We start from the raw sequence: 15134 nt of genomic DNA on the forward strand, positions 1-15134 counted from the left end.
CATCTCCAAGAGACCTTTTTCGTGAAAACGGTTTGTCTGAATTTGACCTAATTTGAACAAAAGAGAATAAATCTAATCGCCAAGCGCTCAGTATTTTCTACTGGGCGCTTTTTGCGTTTCCGGGGAATTTCATTCCGGGATAAGAAAAGGCCGTCACTTTCAATTTTTGAAGTGGCGGCTTTTTCTATTTCCAGAAGCCATAGAACAATTCAGAAATGAGGTGAAGTCATTGAACACGCAAATCATCGCCATCGCCAACCAGAAAGGCGGCGTTGGCAAGACAACCACCTGCGCGAACCTGGGGATTGGGCTGGCGCAGGCCGGAAAGAAAGTGCTGCTGATCGACGGGGACCCGCAAGGCAGCCTGACCATCAGCCTGGGCCACCCCCAGCCGGACAAGCTGCCCTTTACCCTGTCCGACGCGATGGGCCGTATCCTGATGGACGAGCCGCTGCGCCCCGGCGAGGGTATCCTGCACCACCCGGAGGGCGTTGACCTGATGCCCGCAGACATCCAGCTCTCCGGCATGGAGGTCTCCCTGGTGAACGCCATGAGCCGAGAGACCATCCTGCGGCAGTATCTGGACACGCTCAAGGGACAGTATTCCCATATCCTGATTGACTGCCAGCCATCCCTGGGTATGCTCACGGTCAACGCCCTGGCCGCCGCCAACAGGGTCATAATCCCCGTTCAGGCGGAGTACCTGCCCGCCAAGGGCCTGGAACAGCTGCTCCAGACCGTAAACAAGGTGAAGCGGCAGATCAACCCCAAGCTCCAGATCGACGGCATATTGCTGACGATGGTGGACAACCGCACCAACTTCGCCAAGGAGATTGCCGCCCTGCTGCGGGAGACCTATGGCAGCAAAATCAAGGTGTTCGGCACCGAGATTCCCCATTCTGTCCGGGCAAAGGAGATCAGCGCCGAGGGCAAAAGCATTTTTGCCCATGACCCTAATGGCAAGGTGGCCGAGGGCTATAAGAATCTGACCAAGGAGGTGATAAAACTTGAAAAGCAGCGCGAAAAAAGTAGAGCTGGCTCCATACGATGATTTGTTTTCCACCGAGGAAAGCCGCCAGGATGCCAAGCTGGAGAAGATACAGGAAATTCCGCTGTCTGAGCTGCACCCATTTAAGGGGCATCCCTTCAAAGTCAAGGATGACGAGGCCATGATGGAGACCGCCGACAGCGTTCGGCAGTATGGTGTTCTGGTTCCGGCGATCGCCCGCCCGGACCCGGAGGGCGGCTATGAGCTGGTTGCCGGTCACAGGCGGCACCGGGCCAGTGAGCTGGCCGAGAAAGAAACCATGCCTGTCATTGTCCGAGACCTGGACGATGATGCTGCCACTATCATCATGGTGGACAGCAACTTACAACGTGAAAGCCTGCTCCCCAGCGAAAGGGCCTTTGCTTACAAGATGAAGCTGGAGGCTATGAAACACCAAGGCGCACGGGGGGACTTAACTTCGTCCCAACTTGGGACGAAGTTGCGTGCAGATGAATTGTTGGCGCAGCAGGCTGGTTCGAGTAGGAACCAGGTGCAGCGCTATATCCGCCTGACGGAGCTGATTCCCGAACTGCTGGATATGGTCGATGAAAAGAAAATCGCCCTCAATCCGGCTTATGAGCTGTCCTTTCTCAAAAAAGAAGAACAGCGGGATTTGCTGGACGCGATGGACAGCGAACAGGCTACCCCCTCTCTCTCCCAGGCTCAGCGACTCAAGAAATACAGCCAGGAGGGACATCTGACCCTCGATATGATGCGCGTCATCATGGGTGAGGAAAAGAAAAGTGATCTCGACAAAGTGACTTTCACCTCCGACACCCTGCGGAAGTATTTCCCCAAAAGCTATACGCCCCAGCGGATGCAGGAAACCATTATCAAACTGCTGGAGGCGTGGCAGAAGAAGCGCCAGAGAGACCAGGAACGATGAAAGGAGCCGCCTATGAGGGATATTTCAGCCCGTGAGCTGAAAGGACACAATATCTTGGCCGTAGAGCGTTTTCAGGACAGCACCCGCTGGATGATCGAGTTTTCCGTTCAGCGCCCTTGTTCCTACGGCTGCCCCGGCGATGATATGCGGCTGTTTCTTACGGAGGACGGGTATCAGGCCGCCCTCGTAAGCCAGAAGCGTCGGGAAATCAAAATCAAGCGGTATGCCCGTGTGATCGAGGGCCATGTGCTCGACTTCAAACCGGACAAGCGCCGCCGCCACCCGTAAACTCATTATCACTACGAAAGGAAAGGAATGAATATGTGTACTGTCCAGAGCATCAAAGATGCCATCCGGGAAAGTTGCCAGTCCCAGTATGATATGGAATCCACCGACATTGACCGGGTTTTGCAGACCCTCCCGTTTTCGGAGCATGAGCCGATGTTCAGTCATCCGCCGAAGTACAAGCGTCCTTACCGGCCCTGGCAGAACAACAAAAACAGCTGAAAGCCACAGTCTTTTTCACGAAGGATTGTGGCTTTTTTCATGCCCTAAAATTAGAAAGACCTGCTAATAAAAGTCAAGTAGAAATTTCAGATTTTTAGTGAAGCAAAAAAGGCAACACAAAATCAAGCCGCTGAGCGTTTCAAAATTAAAACGGCGGCCAGCCAGATGGTATAACGCTGGGAAATCAGTTGTGTTCCAGAGAATCCAAGTAGGCTTTCACAGAAGCATAGTAAATGCGCAGGAACTTGTTGGCGGAGGCCATCATGTAGACACGGTAGGGCTTGCCCTCAGAACGTTTCTTGTTCATGAACTGGTAGATCGGCTCATCCATTGGAGCGCATTGCAGGAGAACGCCCATCACCAGAAAAAGCGTTCTGCGCAGCGAGGCAGATCCCCGCTTGGAAATGCTGCGGCTACGAATATCCATTTGGCCGGATTGGTAAGGAGGGGCGTCAATGCCTGCAAAGGCCACCAGCGATTTCTTGGAATGAAAACGGCGCACATCGCCAATTTCAGCCATGAGTTGGGGGCCGAGCGCGGGGCCAACACCAAACATCTCCATCACCACAGGATACTCCGGCAGAGAGGCCACCAGAGACTGCATCTCCTGCTTAAGAGCAGCTAACGCGGCGGAAGTTGCCCGGAGTTGGGAAATGGCCTGTTCTACCAAAAGTTTTGCGGTATCCGTTTTGGGCATGACACCGAAGTGTCCACAGGCGGAAGCGTAAATGTCCAGCGCCTTATCTTCGCTGAAATTGTAGCCGTGCTTTTTGCACCATTTCTGGTACTTGGCGGTAAAGGCCTTCTCAGACAGGCCGCAGACGCACTCGCAGTGCCAAAAAGCAGCTACAAAGTCCACCCATTTCTCGCTGCCATCGGCGCGGGGCGGACTGGTAAACAGGCGGTTTGCGTCCGGGAAAGCGGTATCCAGGAGGGAAATCAGGTTGTTCTTCAGCATGGTCCGCACTTTGGAATACTGCTGGTACTGCCGGTAGCAAGACTTCAGCATGAGCCGGGTATCGTTAATTATGCCAAGACCCGCGAGACCTATGTTGCCTATCGCAAGGCCGGTTATTCCCGAAAATTTCGGGAGGAACATGAGCAAGAAATTCTGCTCCATCAGGCGGCAAAAAATGCCTTTGATGAGATGGGAGTGAAGAAGCTGCCCAAGGTCAAAGACCTGCAATCTGAGTATGCCAAACTGCTGGAGAAAAAGAAGAAAACCTACGCCGAGTACCGGCGTTCCCGTGAGGAAATGCGGGAACTTTTGACGGCAAAGGCCAATGTGGATCGGCTGCTGAAAATGGATGAGGAACAGAAAAAAGAACAAGAAAAAGACCACGGCCAGCGGTAAGCCGGTCATGGTCATAAGCGTCCATCGGACGCGTAGCCGCAGAATGAAATTCTGCGTTCAAAGGGGCTTGGGGGCGCTGCCCTCAACAAGCAAAGCAGAGGGGGAAATCACGTCAGGATTTTTCCCTCTGTGGGCCGAGTGTATTAACACCGGCATTGCTTGCCACTTTTGTTCGCAAACAATATCCGTATCCTTTACACGATGATTTACTTTTATTATCATAGTCGTAATAAGTATATAAACTACTTACATATAAGCACCTAAAATATGAAAGGGCTGATAAAATGATGACCTTTGAAAAGGTTTTAGAAGTATTCAACGATTACCTAAATAAAGATAGTGTTTTGGAGGTGGTGAACACTAAGCGAGGATACACCGTTATGATTTGGGATGAAAAAGATGAGCAATGGTTTGGTGTGGAACATTGCAAAGCCCCCGAGCTTTTACGGGATGCCTTACTTGATGGCTATCGTGATTTTTTAGAGCAACAACTTACTCATAACCGCAGGAGTTTAACCGAAACAGAAATCTTAGATATTCAAAACCGATGTGAACAGCTTTATGATTTGTGTGGAGAATAAAAAAATAACCTAAAAAGTGCGATAGCCTGTGTAGGTGTCGCACTTTTTTCAGTTGGCTTGGCTTACGAAAACAGCGTTAATTATTCCGCAGTTTCTCTTGCCTTTTTCAAGCCTTGAGCCGTAGCTTCCATCACGATAAGCTCCTTTTCTTCCATATCATTCAACAGTACATCAACTTGTTTGCGGCGATTGTTGTCGCCATCTTCATTGCATGGAAAAAAGAACTGGTCTACAGAGATGTCAAGCAAGGTAGTAATGAGATAAAATTTGTTAAGCCTTGGGTGCTGCCCCCTGTTCTCTATATACATAATAGAGCGTGGCGTAAGGTCTACCAGTTGGGCAAGATATTCCTGTGTCCACCCTTTTGCTTCCCGAGCTTTTTTTATCGCTATACCTAACGGCTTAAAATCAAGTTTTCTTTCATCTTGGTACATTTTAATATCATCCTATATCATTGTACATTTCGGGTGATGATATTTGAACGAAGTATGATTTTATGTTTAGTAGTGTATAATTTCGTATTAGTGGAGAGAAACTTGCTATTATTCGTCATTCCGTATATAATAATTATATACTCTTTGCGAAAGGAAGTTGATATTATGAATTACATTTCTGTGAAAGCCGCTTCTGAAAAATGGGGCATATCGGAAAGACGGATACAAAAATTATGTGAGGAAAATCGCATTGACGGAACTGAAAAATTTGGTCGTGCATGGATGATACCAAAAGATGCAGAAAAACCCGTTGATGGACGTATGAAAACAAGGAACAAACAGGAGGAGAATCATGGAATTTAATGAAAAGCTACAACAGCTTAGGACTGGAAAGAACTTAACGCAGGAACAACTTGCGGAGCAATTATATGTATCAAGAACAGCCATTTCAAAATGGGAAAGCGGCAAGGGTTACCCTAACATTGAGTCGCTCAAGTGTATTTCTAAATTCTTTTCTGTGACCATAGATGAACTGCTATCGGGCGAAGAACTGATTACACTTGCCGAAACTGAAAATCGTTCCAACTTGAAAAAAATTTACAGTTTCATTTATGGAATATTAGATATGATGGCGGTTACTTTTATACTTTTGCCGTTGTATGGTAACCTTGTTGACGGATATATTTATTCTGTCAATCTACTTTCATTTACAGACACTACCCCAATATATCTTGCAATCTATTGGATTGTTTTTATTGTTTTGATTGCACTTGGGATAGCGAAACTGATGTGTGTTTGTTTTGAAAAGGAATCATGGAGCAACATAATCACAAAATGCTCTCTCGTGCTGAGTACGCTTTTTATCTGCTTCTTCGCTGCGGCAAGACAACCCTATGTAACCGCCCTTATGTTTCTGCTATTTGTTGCTAAAATATTTGTCTGGATAAAGCAAACCCAAACAAAGTAAAATGCCATAAACCCTTTAAAATAGGCTCTGACACGATAAGTGTCGGAGCTTTTTTCGTGCTGACATCTATTGTGTCGGCATTGTGACGGTAGATTTCTTGGCTTCTATGCAATACTCGTGGATAATAAGATTGTGGTCAGCGAAAACAAGAACAGCAACCCACGGAAAGGAGAATCAAATATGGATTATATCATTGAAACAGAAAATCTTACGAAGCGATACGGAACAGCCACCGTTGTCGATAAGGTAAATCTTCATGTGCCAAAGGGCAAAATTTATGGTTTTCTCGGCAGAAACGGAGCAGGCAAAACCACAGCAATGAAAATGATGTTGCAGCTTGCTTTCCCAACGGAGGGAACGGTACGCTTGTTTGGCACAAACTATAAGGAAAATATCCATACCCTTTATAGCAAAGTAGGCTCTATTATCGAAACACCGGGATTTTACAGTAATTTAACAGGGTATGAGAATTTGCAAATTCTCGCTAAACTGCGAGGGGGAGTATCTAAAAGTGGAGTAGAAAAAGCTCTTGAAGTTGTGGGGCTGCATAAGGAGAAAAGAAAAGTCTTTTCCGATTATTCCCTCGGAATGAAGCAACGGCTTGGTATTGCCGCCGCCATTATGCACGAGCCGGAGCTTTTAATACTTGACGAACCGATTAACGGACTTGACCCCATTGGAATAGTTGAAATACGCTCATTTTTATCTGAACTTAGTCACAATCATGGCATTACCATTTTTATCTCAAGCCATGTTTTAAGCGAGATTGAACAGATAGCAGATATTATCGGCGTTATGCACGAGGGGCATTTAGTAGAGGAAGTGAATATATCCGAGCTTCACAAAAGGAATCGAAAATACATTCAATTTGATTTATCTGACAGTGAGATAGCCGGAAAGATTTTAGAAAACCACTACCACATGACGGATTTTACAGTGCAGGACGGTACGGTGAGAATTTATGACTTTAGCCAAAGTGTTGGAGAAATCAATCGAGAATTTGCACGAAATGGACTGCTCGTGACAAGGATAAATGATAGTGAGGAAAACTTAGAGGACTACTTTTCTAAACTGATTGGAGGTGGCGGTATTGCTTAATCTTATTTCTTGTGAATTATTAAAACTAAAGCGTTCAAAAATGGTGCTAATTAGTGTGGCAGGGGTATTATCTACCCCACTTTTGATGTTAATAGAAGCCTTGCAAACACATTTTGATAAGCCGGAGATTATCTTTACCTTGTCTGACATATACAGCGACAGTGTACTGTATATCATGCTGCTGGTAAACATTATGATATATGTGGCAATTGCAGCTTACTTGTTTAGCAGAGAGTACACAGAAAGCACCCTCAAAACCATATTGCCCATACCCATTTCAAGGACAAAACTATTAATTGGAAAATTTTGCACCCTGCTTCTTTGGATTGTTATGCTAACCCTTGTAACATGGGCAGGTATATTTATCGTTTGTGGACTATATGACGCTGTCTTTACATTGGAGGGATATAGCTTACTAGTGGCAATAGTATGGCTCCCCAAGTTTTTGTTTGGCAGTATCCTGATGTTTTTAACAGTTTCTCCTTTTGTGTTTGTTGCTATGAAAACAAAAGGATTTGTCGCCCCGATGATTGGCTCTGCCGTGATTGTCATGGGAAGTGCCGCACTTTCAAATCAAGAATGGGGAGCGTTGTATCCGTGGACAGCCACCTATTTCTTGGTGCAGGGTAAACTTCAGAGTACCGGCTATCCTACACTGCTGTCTGTATCTATTATTATTCTTGTATCAGCAGTTGGTTTTCTTATGACCTTTCATCATTTTAAAAAGGAGGATTTGAAATAATGGTACTTGATTTTATAGAAATTTTAAAAGTTATTTTTCTTGGAATTGTTGAGGGTATTACTGAGTGGCTACCTATCAGCAGCACAGGACATATGATTCTTGTGGACGAATTTATCACACTTAATATGAGCGAAGCATTTAAAGAAATGTTTTTTGTTGTTATTCAACTTGGAGCTATACTCGCAGTGGTTGTAATGTTTTGGAACAAGATGTTTCCCTTTCAATTTAAGAACAAAGCACAGTCAATTGTTAAAAAGGATACTTTCTCGTTGTGGTTCAAGGTTGCGGTAGCTTGTGTACCGTCAGCTATTATGGGGATTCTATTTGATGATTATTTGGATGCTTACCTCCAAACCCCCATTGTGATTTCAATCATGTTAATCTTTTATGGTTTGTTATTCATTCTCATAGAAAATTGGAATAAAAAGCGTACTCCTACTACTATGGCACTTTCTGACATCAGCTATAAAACAGCAATCTTGATAGGGGCATTTCAAGTGTTATCACTTATACCCGGCACATCACGGTCGGGAGCAACGATTATAGGTGCTTTACTCATAGGAGTTTCACGAGTGGCAGCAGCAGAGTTTACTTTTTTCCTCGCAGTACCTACTATGCTTGGAGCAAGTGCTTTTAAGCTGTTAAAATTCGGGTTTGAATTTACAAGTGCAGAACTGCTCGCTCTTGTTCTCGGTATGGCTGTGGCATTTGCGGTATCTGTCTTAGTAATTAAATTCCTAATGAACTTTATCAAAAAACATGATTTTAAGGTGTTTGGTTGGTATCGAATTGTGCTTGGTATACTTGTTGTACTTATAAAATCTTAATAATGCGTTTTCTTTGTGCGCGAATAAAAATGCCAGTTGGTCCTTAAGATCAGCTGGCATTTTTGTTTCTGGGGATGGAAAACAACCCAGAGATTCTCGTTGTCGATCTCCTCCTGATTTTAGTTTGCATGGTGAATTTTGCAAATTGAATCTACAGGAGGTTAATAATGGGATTTAATTATGGATATGAGAAAAAGAAGTTTGATAGTAGATGGAAGCGTTTAGAAGTTGAGTATTGTGATGCAGGGATGAGCGAAGAACAGATTGCTGCCATGAAAGAATATGACTGGGCATGGTTTTGCAGTCAAAGGGTTTTTCAAAACCATACGCAACCAATACCTTGTGAACAATATGATGAAGTATGTGGTCAATCACAGCTGTTCCGAAAGTTTGCATCGTTATCTTATCAATGGGATGTTGATAAGATTGATCAAACGCGATATGGATGGTTGGCTTCGGTGGAAAACGAACAACTACTGTTGAGATTGAAGAAGCTGTCGAAGAAAGATTTGGAGCTATTGACATTACTTTTTGTGGATGGTTATCGTCAAATTGATGTAGCACGTCTTTGGCATTGTTCCAGAAGTGCTGTTGCACAAAGATTTAAAAAAATAAAAAAATTTTTGAATAACACTTAACAAATGAAGCGTATCAGTGCCTACCCATTGAGGGAAGAACATTCTCCCAATGTGGAGCTTGACAATTTCATAGACGGCATTTCCGGTACATAACCTATGTACGAGCGAATCAGGCACGCCGCGAAGATGGACAGCCCCAGGAGGTGATGAATAGGACTGTTCCGAGCGATCCACGTCAGCCTGATACCCGAAAGTGGCATTTCAGGGCGCGATGACTGCATAGGGGTTAAAGATACTTCCTCACGGCCTCCTAAAGACTTGGGGGGAACTCTGCGGCGCACGAGTAAAACGACGCTGTGGAGTTATGACAGCCGCGCCAGCGGAGACCGGAATGTCCCCATCGCCAGGGGTGCGTGGCAAATGTGGCGAGTAAATTTTTCAAAGTCAGATACCATGCGCTGGCAGCTTCGGTTGCCAGCGCATTCATGTGATTTTGAAAGCAACAACCACATCTTTGACAGAAAGGGGGACCACCTATGGAAAAATTGATTTCGCGGAAAGAGGCTGCCAAATTACTGGGGATTAGCATTGCCACTTTGGATGCAGCTCGAAACAGTGGGCTAATTTCCTATGTTCAGTATGTGCAAAATGGTTGCGTGTACTTTACAGATGCTGGCCTTCAGGAGTATATCGCAAAATGCACCCATCGTGCAAAGCCAGTGGAAAAAAGCGCTACATACCGCAAGCTGCGAAGTGTCCGAGCTTGAGCTGTTCCGTATCCTTGCTGGAACCTAATATGTCTGATAAAACAAAGGTACAGCGCTGGACATTATTCTTAGGAGGTGACGGAATTGGCAAAAAGAAAAAGGGCAATTCCTCAATATGGTACGGTCGTTCTTAACGGCATTGAATATTATAGAACCAGAGTCGAAGATTCGGATGGAAACAGAGTGGCGCTTTATGCAAAGACGCCCGAAAAGCTTTATGACAAGGAACTGGAGGCGTTAGAGCAGATTGACAGTACTACGTTTCGTCGAAGATCGCCTACGGTTGCTGAGTACTGTGAGAAGTGGCTGCTGATGCAGTCCGTCCATGTTCGGGCCACCACCTTGACAGATTATACCTCTAAGGTGCGGCGGCACATTATTGGAGGGCTGGGAGACAAGAGAATGGCTGATGTATCCCTGGATGACATCCAACTTGCCCTCGTACCTGTTTCCAAGAAGTCGGCTTCGGTTTATAAGTCTGTGGTGATTCTCTGCAAGTCCATTTTCCGGGCGGCCAAGGAGAGCCATGTGATTGACGAGGACCCGACCATATCAAGCCTTTGGGAGATATGTATATGGAGGAAGTAACAGCGGATGATATTCGTCTGGCGCTGATCCCATTGTCCAATAAGTCCGAGAGCCTGCACAATACGGTGAATATGCTCCTCAAGTGCATTTTTTACTCGGCAGAGCGGAGCCAGTTGCTGGAATACAATCCGTGTGAGGGGATTTCGGCAAAAGGAGGGAAACCGACCCAAAAGAAAGATTCGCTGACAGACCAGCAGGTGGAAGTGCTGCTGGAAACCGTCAAAGGACTTCCGCCGTATCTGTTTACCATGATCGGCTTATATGCCGGTCTGCGCCGAGAAGAAGCTCTCGCCTTGCAATGGGATTGTGTGTTCCTCGATGCACCCACTCCATATATCTCTGTGCGGCGCGCATGGCGATCAGAGCATAACAGACCGGTTATCTCTACAACGCTTAAGACGAAAGCAGCAAGAAGGGATATTCCCATTCCCAAATGCCTTGTGAATTGTCTGCGGGAAGCCAAGGCTGCCTCCAAATCGGAATATGTGATTGCCGATAGTGAGGGACAGCCCTTGTCATATTCGCAGTTCAAACGTGTCTGGCAGTACATCGTTGTTCGGTCTACCAAGGAGCGTACCTATTATAAGTATGTGAACGGACAGAGCATCAAGTACACTGTTCAGCCGAGTCTGGGAGGACATCAGAAAAACAATCCCAACATTGTGTATAGCCTGGACTTCGATGTGACACCGCACCTGCTGCGGCATACCTACATCACCAATCTTCTGTATGCAGGTGTTGACCCCAAGACGGTCCAGTACCTTGCCGGACATGAGAACAGCAAGACAACTATGGACATCTATGCAAGAGTAAAGTATAATAAACCAGAACAGCTATTCGATGTAGTAAATTCTGCATTTCATCAAGCTGTCCCCTCGTAAAAGTGGCCTGTTTTTTGGTTAAGGAATAGGACAACCGAGGGGCCGAGGCTCAAAAAAGCCCGGAATATCAAGGAAAATCATCGCTCAGACGATTGAAGTACGGTCTGAAGGCTGCTCGTCGCGCTCCCCAGTTCAGCAAGCGCTGATTTTTCTGCGTCTCAGAATATCCGAACGCAAAAGCAGGAGATCGTTCCGTAAGGAACGTATCTCCTGCTTTTTTATGCTTTAAACACAAACAGGAGGCACCCATTCAGTTAAGAATGGGTGCCTCCTGTTTACTGTTCCACTCTCATCATGCGATATCCAACCCCAATGTGAGTCTGAATATACTGCGGTGAGCCCGGTTCCTTCTCCAGTTTCTTACGAAGCGTTGCCATAAAGACACGAAGTGAAGCTACATCGTTTTCCCAACTTCTTCCCCAAATCTGTTGGGTAATGAATGTGTGGGTCAGCACTTTTCCCACATTCTTGCAAAGCAGGCACAGCAGCTTATACTCGCTGGGGGTGAGGTGAAGCTCTTGTCCATCCAGAAAAGCACAGCCTGCTGCATAGTCCACCTTTAACTTACCATTTGTAAAAATGGCGTCTGTATTTATGGTACCAATCTGCAGTGCGGCCAGCCGCCGCTGTGTGACCCGCAGCCGGGCAAGCAGTTCTTCCACGGAAAAGGGCTTTGTCAAATAGTCATCCGCGCCAGCATCCAGCGCTTCGATTTTATCCGTATCCTCGCTGCGGGCACTGATCACAATGATCGGCATATTAGACCAAGAACGAACTTTATGGATCACTTCCACCCCATCCATATCGGGCAGCCCCAAATCCAAAAGGATAATTTCAGGATTATGGGAAGACGCCTCCAAAACGGCAGACTCTCCGTTTGCCGCCGTCAGGAATCTGTAATCGTGGGCCTTTAATGTTGTCGTGATCAGGTTTCGGACAGGCGTATCATCCTCAACCACCAAAATCAACGGTTTATTCATGCAGTTCTACCTCCCCAGCCAGTACGGAAAATGTAAAAATAGATCCATGGGGCACATTGTCCGTCACTGTAAGTTCTCCGCCATGGGCATTGATAATGGACTTGCACAAGGCAAGGCCTAAACCCATACTGCGACGGCTGTCCGCAATTCGATTGGACGCGCTGTAAAACATATCAAATACATGGGGCTTGGCCTTGTCCGGAATCCCGGGACCATTATCTGCAACGGAAACATAAACATAACCATCCCGTTGCTTCCAGCTAATATGAATTTCAGAGCCAGGCGGCGTATACTTGATGGCGTTATCAACAATATTGATCAAAACCTGAACAATCAGTTTTGCATCAATTTGCGCCAAAATGTATTCCTCGCTGCTTTGTACATTTAGGTGATACTCTACGCTCTTCCGGTTGATGTGGCGCAGCGCCTCTGCCACTACCTCGTCAATCAATTCGGTAGACATATGCAGATTCATGCGGCCCTCTTCCAGGCGACTGACAGACAGCAGATTTTCTACCAGGTTAATCAGCCACATGGCATCATCATAAATGTCAGTATACATCTGTTCCTTCGTCTGTGTATCGAACAGATTGCCATTGGAGAGCAGATTGCTGGCATTTCCTGAAATAGACGTCAGCGGGGTACGCAAATCATGGGAAATGGAGCGAAGCAAGTTTGCACGCAGCTGCTCATTTTTGGCAAGAACCGCAGCAGCTTCTTTTTCCTCAATATTTTTTTGGTTTTCAAGGGCAAGGGCACACTCCCCTAAAATGGAAAGAAGGATGCTCGTCTCAAACGAATCAAGGGGTTTCTCTGATGCGGCGATCCCTACCACTCCATATACCTGTTCTCCTGTGCGAATGGATAAGTACGTACAGCAGGCATCAGGAAAATTATCCGTGCCTGCACCTGCCCGCTTATTATTGGTTACGACCCATCGCGCTACCTCCTGCTCTTTTGCAGAGGTATAGCATTCCGAGGACTCCATATCATTCACAAGAAAAACTTCCGGATCTATCAGTTGATCCTGCCCAAGCAGATAGGTAATCATATCCCGCTGAAATATTTTCAACAGCTGCTTCGCTGTTATAGAGATAATCTCCTCTTGCGTTCCAGCCTTTTGAAGGCTCTGGCTTGTTTCAAAAAGAAGCTTTGTACGCCATGCGACTTGAGCAGATCGTTTGGCGTGAGACTTTAATCTGGATGCCAGAGATCCGGTCAGCAAAGAAGCGAGGAACATGACCAGGAAGGTGACCGGATATCCGCTGTCATAGGCGTGCAAAGAAAACCGGGGGTCGGTAAAAAAGAAGTTGAAGGTCAGCACACTGACGATAGAGGCAATAAAACTACAAACCGAGCTCTTTATGAATACGGATATCAACATGACCCCTAAAATATACAAGGTAATAATGTTTGCTTCCGTAAATCCCCAATTATCAAATAAAAACCCTATTAAAGTCGTTAAAATGAGGATCAGGACGCTCTTTAGCAAATCCAGCATCGAGATGGTGGGTATGTGCATAGCTTCTCGATGCTTTGCCGCAAGCTGACCATTCATCCCATTGTCTGGAATAATATGGATGTCCAGTTCCGGAGTAAGTTCAATCAGACGTTCTGTTAAAGAGGCCTTCCGGAACAGCAGCCCATGGGGCACACCGCTGCGGCCCAATACAATTTTTGTAACTCCTGACAGCCGCGCAAACTCAGCAATCTGATAGGCCACATCATCACCGTAAACGGTCTCAATCGATGCTCCCAGCTGCTGTGCCAGATGAATGTTGGTCTGAAGGCGCTTTTTATTGGGCGGGGATATCCACTGGAACTCTTTTGTTTCCACAAACAACGCCGTAAAGCCGCACCGAAAGGCGCTTGCCATCCGTGCCGCAGTACGTATTATCTTTTCATTGGATGGGGCAGAAGAAAGGCAGACCAAAATATGCTCCCGCGTGCGGTACTCCATCTTGCCCTGGGACGCTGATGTGTGCAGTGCGACTCGGTCGGCACAGCGGCGCAAGCCGATCTCTCGAAGCGCGCTTAACCGCTCCAGTGTGCAGTTTGAAATCAGCTCTCCCCTCTTTTGCTGGAACAGGCGATGTTGCAGCTTTTCCGGCTCAATATCGATAAATTCCACCTGTTCCGCTTGGTCAAAGATTCGATCCGGAATTCGTTCCCGTATGGGAGCCTCCAATATAGAGGAGATGGAATCCTGAATGCTTTCAATATGCTGAATATCCAGGGTGGTATAGACATCCACTCCGGCTTTCAGCAGTTCCTCAATATCCTGATAGCGCTTCATGTGGCGGGACTCATCCACGTTCAGGTGGGACAAGTCATCAATTAAAATCAACTGCGGCAAGCGCTTTAAGCAGGCATCCAAATCGATCTCATCGCTGGTCTGCCCGGCACACACAACAGATTTGTGCGGCAATGTCTCAAATGTTTCGGCCAACGCTCTGGTTTCAGGCCACTGATGGGCGGAGAATAACCCAATGACTACGTCCACCCCTGCCTGCCTAGCTCTGTCAGCAGCTTCCAGCATGGCATAGCTTTTCCCCGTTCCCGAAAAATAGCTCACAAAAATGGACAGCTTTCCATGTTTTCTAGCCTGGTCAGGCAGCATTTTCGTACCCATTGATCCCCCCCCTTTCAAACAGATGTATTATAGCACACGCCTATCGTTCCTGTCCGCAGAACTTCCGAATAAATTCCGCTCGGTGCTGCGCTGCATCAAACCGCTTCTGCTGCCGGAGTAGAAACTGCCACACAAGCCTCCGCCTCTTAATACGCCTTTATCTGTTCTTTATATCCTCATTATCCATATCCAGTCTAAAAGAGGTATTAATGTATCGGCTTGTATATTAAGACGGCATTAAGATAACAATAGCGCTGGGCTGAG

15 protein-coding genes and 3 pseudogenes are annotated in these 15134 nt (G+C 46.4%); 14 read left to right on the forward strand and 4 right to left on the reverse strand.

Features of this window, described 5'->3' with window-relative positions:
- Positions 1 to 229: 229 nt before the first annotated feature.
- Genes WHJ28_RS12575 through WHJ28_RS12590 form a run of 4 tightly spaced genes read left to right on the forward strand, consistent with a single transcriptional unit; the run spans position 230 to position 2441 of the window.
- Positions 230 to 1051, forward strand: coding sequence for a ParA family protein (locus tag WHJ28_RS12575; RefSeq protein ID WP_002576359.1), 822 nt, complete (start codon positions 230 to 232; stop codon positions 1049 to 1051).
- Positions 1008 to 1934: a ParB/RepB/Spo0J family partition protein gene (locus WHJ28_RS12580; protein ID WP_002576358.1), complete on the forward strand. Its 927-nt coding sequence runs from the start codon at positions 1008 to 1010 to the stop codon at positions 1932 to 1934. Before WHJ28_RS12575 ends, WHJ28_RS12580 begins: the two co-directional genes overlap by 44 nt.
- A 12-nt stretch (positions 1935 to 1946) precedes the next feature.
- A complete protein-coding gene (locus WHJ28_RS12585; protein WP_002576357.1) occupies positions 1947 to 2222 on the forward strand; it encodes a DUF5720 family protein in 276 nt (91 codons plus the stop codon).
- A 27-nt stretch (positions 2223 to 2249) separates the two neighbouring features.
- Positions 2250 to 2441 carry a hypothetical protein gene (locus tag WHJ28_RS12590; protein ID WP_002576356.1) on the forward strand — a complete coding sequence of 64 codons (192 nt, stop codon included), beginning with the start codon at positions 2250 to 2252 and terminating at the stop codon, positions 2439 to 2441.
- A gap of 184 nt (positions 2442 to 2625) precedes the next feature.
- Here WHJ28_RS12590 and WHJ28_RS12595 read toward each other — a convergent pair.
- Positions 2626 to 3462 (reverse strand): annotated as a pseudogene (locus WHJ28_RS12595) (transposase); the annotation flags it as partial.
- Here WHJ28_RS12595 and WHJ28_RS12600 point away from each other — a divergent pair.
- Positions 3460 to 3795 (forward strand): annotated as a pseudogene (locus tag WHJ28_RS12600) (relaxase/mobilization nuclease domain-containing protein); the annotation flags it as partial. The pseudogenes WHJ28_RS12595 and WHJ28_RS12600 overlap by 3 nt on opposite strands.
- 284 nt (positions 3796 to 4079) lie before the next feature.
- Positions 4080 to 4376 (forward strand): hypothetical protein, encoded by a 297-nt coding sequence (locus WHJ28_RS12605; RefSeq protein WP_002576327.1) that lies wholly within the window; start codon positions 4080 to 4082, stop codon positions 4374 to 4376.
- Positions 4377 to 4456: 80 nt separating this feature from the next.
- Here WHJ28_RS12605 and WHJ28_RS12610 read toward each other — a convergent pair whose 3' ends face one another.
- Positions 4457 to 4816, reverse strand: coding sequence for a helix-turn-helix domain-containing protein (locus WHJ28_RS12610; protein WP_425330774.1), 360 nt, complete (start codon positions 4814 to 4816; stop codon positions 4457 to 4459).
- Positions 4817 to 4975: 159 nt separating this feature from the next.
- Between WHJ28_RS12610 and WHJ28_RS12615 the strand changes: the two genes are divergently transcribed.
- From WHJ28_RS12615 to WHJ28_RS12655, 8 genes and pseudogenes are all read left to right on the forward strand, one after another.
- Positions 4976 to 5173 (forward strand): helix-turn-helix domain-containing protein, encoded by a 198-nt coding sequence (locus tag WHJ28_RS12615; protein WP_009246557.1) that lies wholly within the window; start codon positions 4976 to 4978, stop codon positions 5171 to 5173.
- Complete coding sequence (bcrR, locus tag WHJ28_RS12620; RefSeq protein WP_002576325.1) at positions 5163 to 5777, forward strand: bacitracin resistance transcriptional activator BcrR; 615 nt, start codon at positions 5163 to 5165, stop codon at positions 5775 to 5777. Before WHJ28_RS12615 ends, bcrR begins: the two co-directional genes overlap by 11 nt.
- A 180-nt stretch (positions 5778 to 5957) precedes the next feature.
- Positions 5958 to 6875: a bacitracin ABC transporter ATP-binding protein BcrA gene (gene bcrA / locus WHJ28_RS12625; RefSeq protein WP_195638858.1), complete on the forward strand. Its 918-nt coding sequence runs from the start codon at positions 5958 to 5960 to the stop codon at positions 6873 to 6875.
- On the forward strand, positions 6868 to 7617 hold the full coding sequence (locus WHJ28_RS12630; protein ID WP_002576323.1) for an ABC transporter permease: 750 nt from the start codon (positions 6868 to 6870) through the stop codon (positions 7615 to 7617). The genes bcrA and WHJ28_RS12630 overlap by 8 nt, the downstream gene beginning before the upstream one ends.
- A complete protein-coding gene (gene bcrD / locus WHJ28_RS12635; protein ID WP_002576322.1) occupies positions 7617 to 8444 on the forward strand; it encodes a bacitracin resistance undecaprenyl-diphosphatase BcrD in 828 nt (275 codons plus the stop codon). The genes WHJ28_RS12630 and bcrD overlap by 1 nt, the downstream gene beginning before the upstream one ends.
- Positions 8445 to 8611: 167 nt before the next feature.
- Positions 8612 to 9082 carry an RNA polymerase subunit sigma-73 gene (locus tag WHJ28_RS12640; RefSeq protein WP_002576321.1) on the forward strand — a complete coding sequence of 157 codons (471 nt, stop codon included), beginning with the start codon at positions 8612 to 8614 and terminating at the stop codon, positions 9080 to 9082.
- A 476-nt stretch (positions 9083 to 9558) separates the two neighbouring features.
- Positions 9559 to 9789 (forward strand): hypothetical protein, encoded by a 231-nt coding sequence (locus tag WHJ28_RS12645; protein WP_002576320.1) that lies wholly within the window; start codon positions 9559 to 9561, stop codon positions 9787 to 9789.
- An 84-nt stretch (positions 9790 to 9873) separates the two neighbouring features.
- A pseudogene (locus tag WHJ28_RS12655) lies at positions 9874 to 11258 on the forward strand (site-specific integrase).
- A gap of 275 nt (positions 11259 to 11533) precedes the next feature.
- Here WHJ28_RS12655 and WHJ28_RS12660 read toward each other — a convergent pair.
- A complete protein-coding gene (locus WHJ28_RS12660; protein WP_340042437.1) occupies positions 11534 to 12238 on the reverse strand; it encodes a response regulator in 705 nt (234 codons plus the stop codon).
- Complete coding sequence (locus WHJ28_RS12665; protein ID WP_340042438.1) at positions 12231 to 14870, reverse strand: ATP-binding protein; 2640 nt, start codon at positions 14868 to 14870, stop codon at positions 12231 to 12233. Before WHJ28_RS12665 ends, WHJ28_RS12660 begins: the two co-directional genes overlap by 8 nt.
- Positions 14871 to 15134 lie beyond the last annotated feature (264 nt).

The sequence above is a fragment of the Flavonifractor porci genome (genome assembly GCF_037572415.1).
Taxonomy (GTDB): Bacteria; Bacillota; Clostridia; order Oscillospirales; family Oscillospiraceae; genus Flavonifractor; species Flavonifractor porci.

What these genes read in the sequence shown, in the direction of transcription:
- WHJ28_RS12615 (WP_009246557.1), top strand. Translation starts at nt 4,976, where the DNA reads ATGAATTACATTTCTGTGAAAGCCGCTTCTGAAAAATGGGGCATATCG.
- WHJ28_RS12665 (WP_340042438.1), bottom strand. Translation starts at nt 14,870, where the DNA reads ATGGGTACGAAAATGCTGCCTGACCAGGCTAGAAAACATGGAAAGCTG.
- WHJ28_RS12590 (WP_002576356.1), top strand. Translation starts at nt 2,250, where the DNA reads ATGAATATGTGTACTGTCCAGAGCATCAAAGATGCCATCCGGGAAAGT.
- bcrD (WP_002576322.1), top strand. Translation starts at nt 7,617, where the DNA reads ATGGTACTTGATTTTATAGAAATTTTAAAAGTTATTTTTCTTGGAATT.
- WHJ28_RS12640 (WP_002576321.1), top strand. Translation starts at nt 8,612, where the DNA reads ATGGGATTTAATTATGGATATGAGAAAAAGAAGTTTGATAGTAGATGG.
- WHJ28_RS12585 (WP_002576357.1), top strand. Translation starts at nt 1,947, where the DNA reads ATGAGGGATATTTCAGCCCGTGAGCTGAAAGGACACAATATCTTGGCC.
- bcrA (WP_195638858.1), top strand. Translation starts at nt 5,958, where the DNA reads ATGGATTATATCATTGAAACAGAAAATCTTACGAAGCGATACGGAACA.
- WHJ28_RS12645 (WP_002576320.1), top strand. Translation starts at nt 9,559, where the DNA reads ATGGAAAAATTGATTTCGCGGAAAGAGGCTGCCAAATTACTGGGGATT.
- bcrR (WP_002576325.1), top strand. Translation starts at nt 5,163, where the DNA reads ATGGAATTTAATGAAAAGCTACAACAGCTTAGGACTGGAAAGAACTTA.
- WHJ28_RS12605 (WP_002576327.1), top strand. Translation starts at nt 4,080, where the DNA reads ATGATGACCTTTGAAAAGGTTTTAGAAGTATTCAACGATTACCTAAAT.
- WHJ28_RS12660 (WP_340042437.1), bottom strand. Translation starts at nt 12,238, where the DNA reads ATGAATAAACCGTTGATTTTGGTGGTTGAGGATGATACGCCTGTCCGA.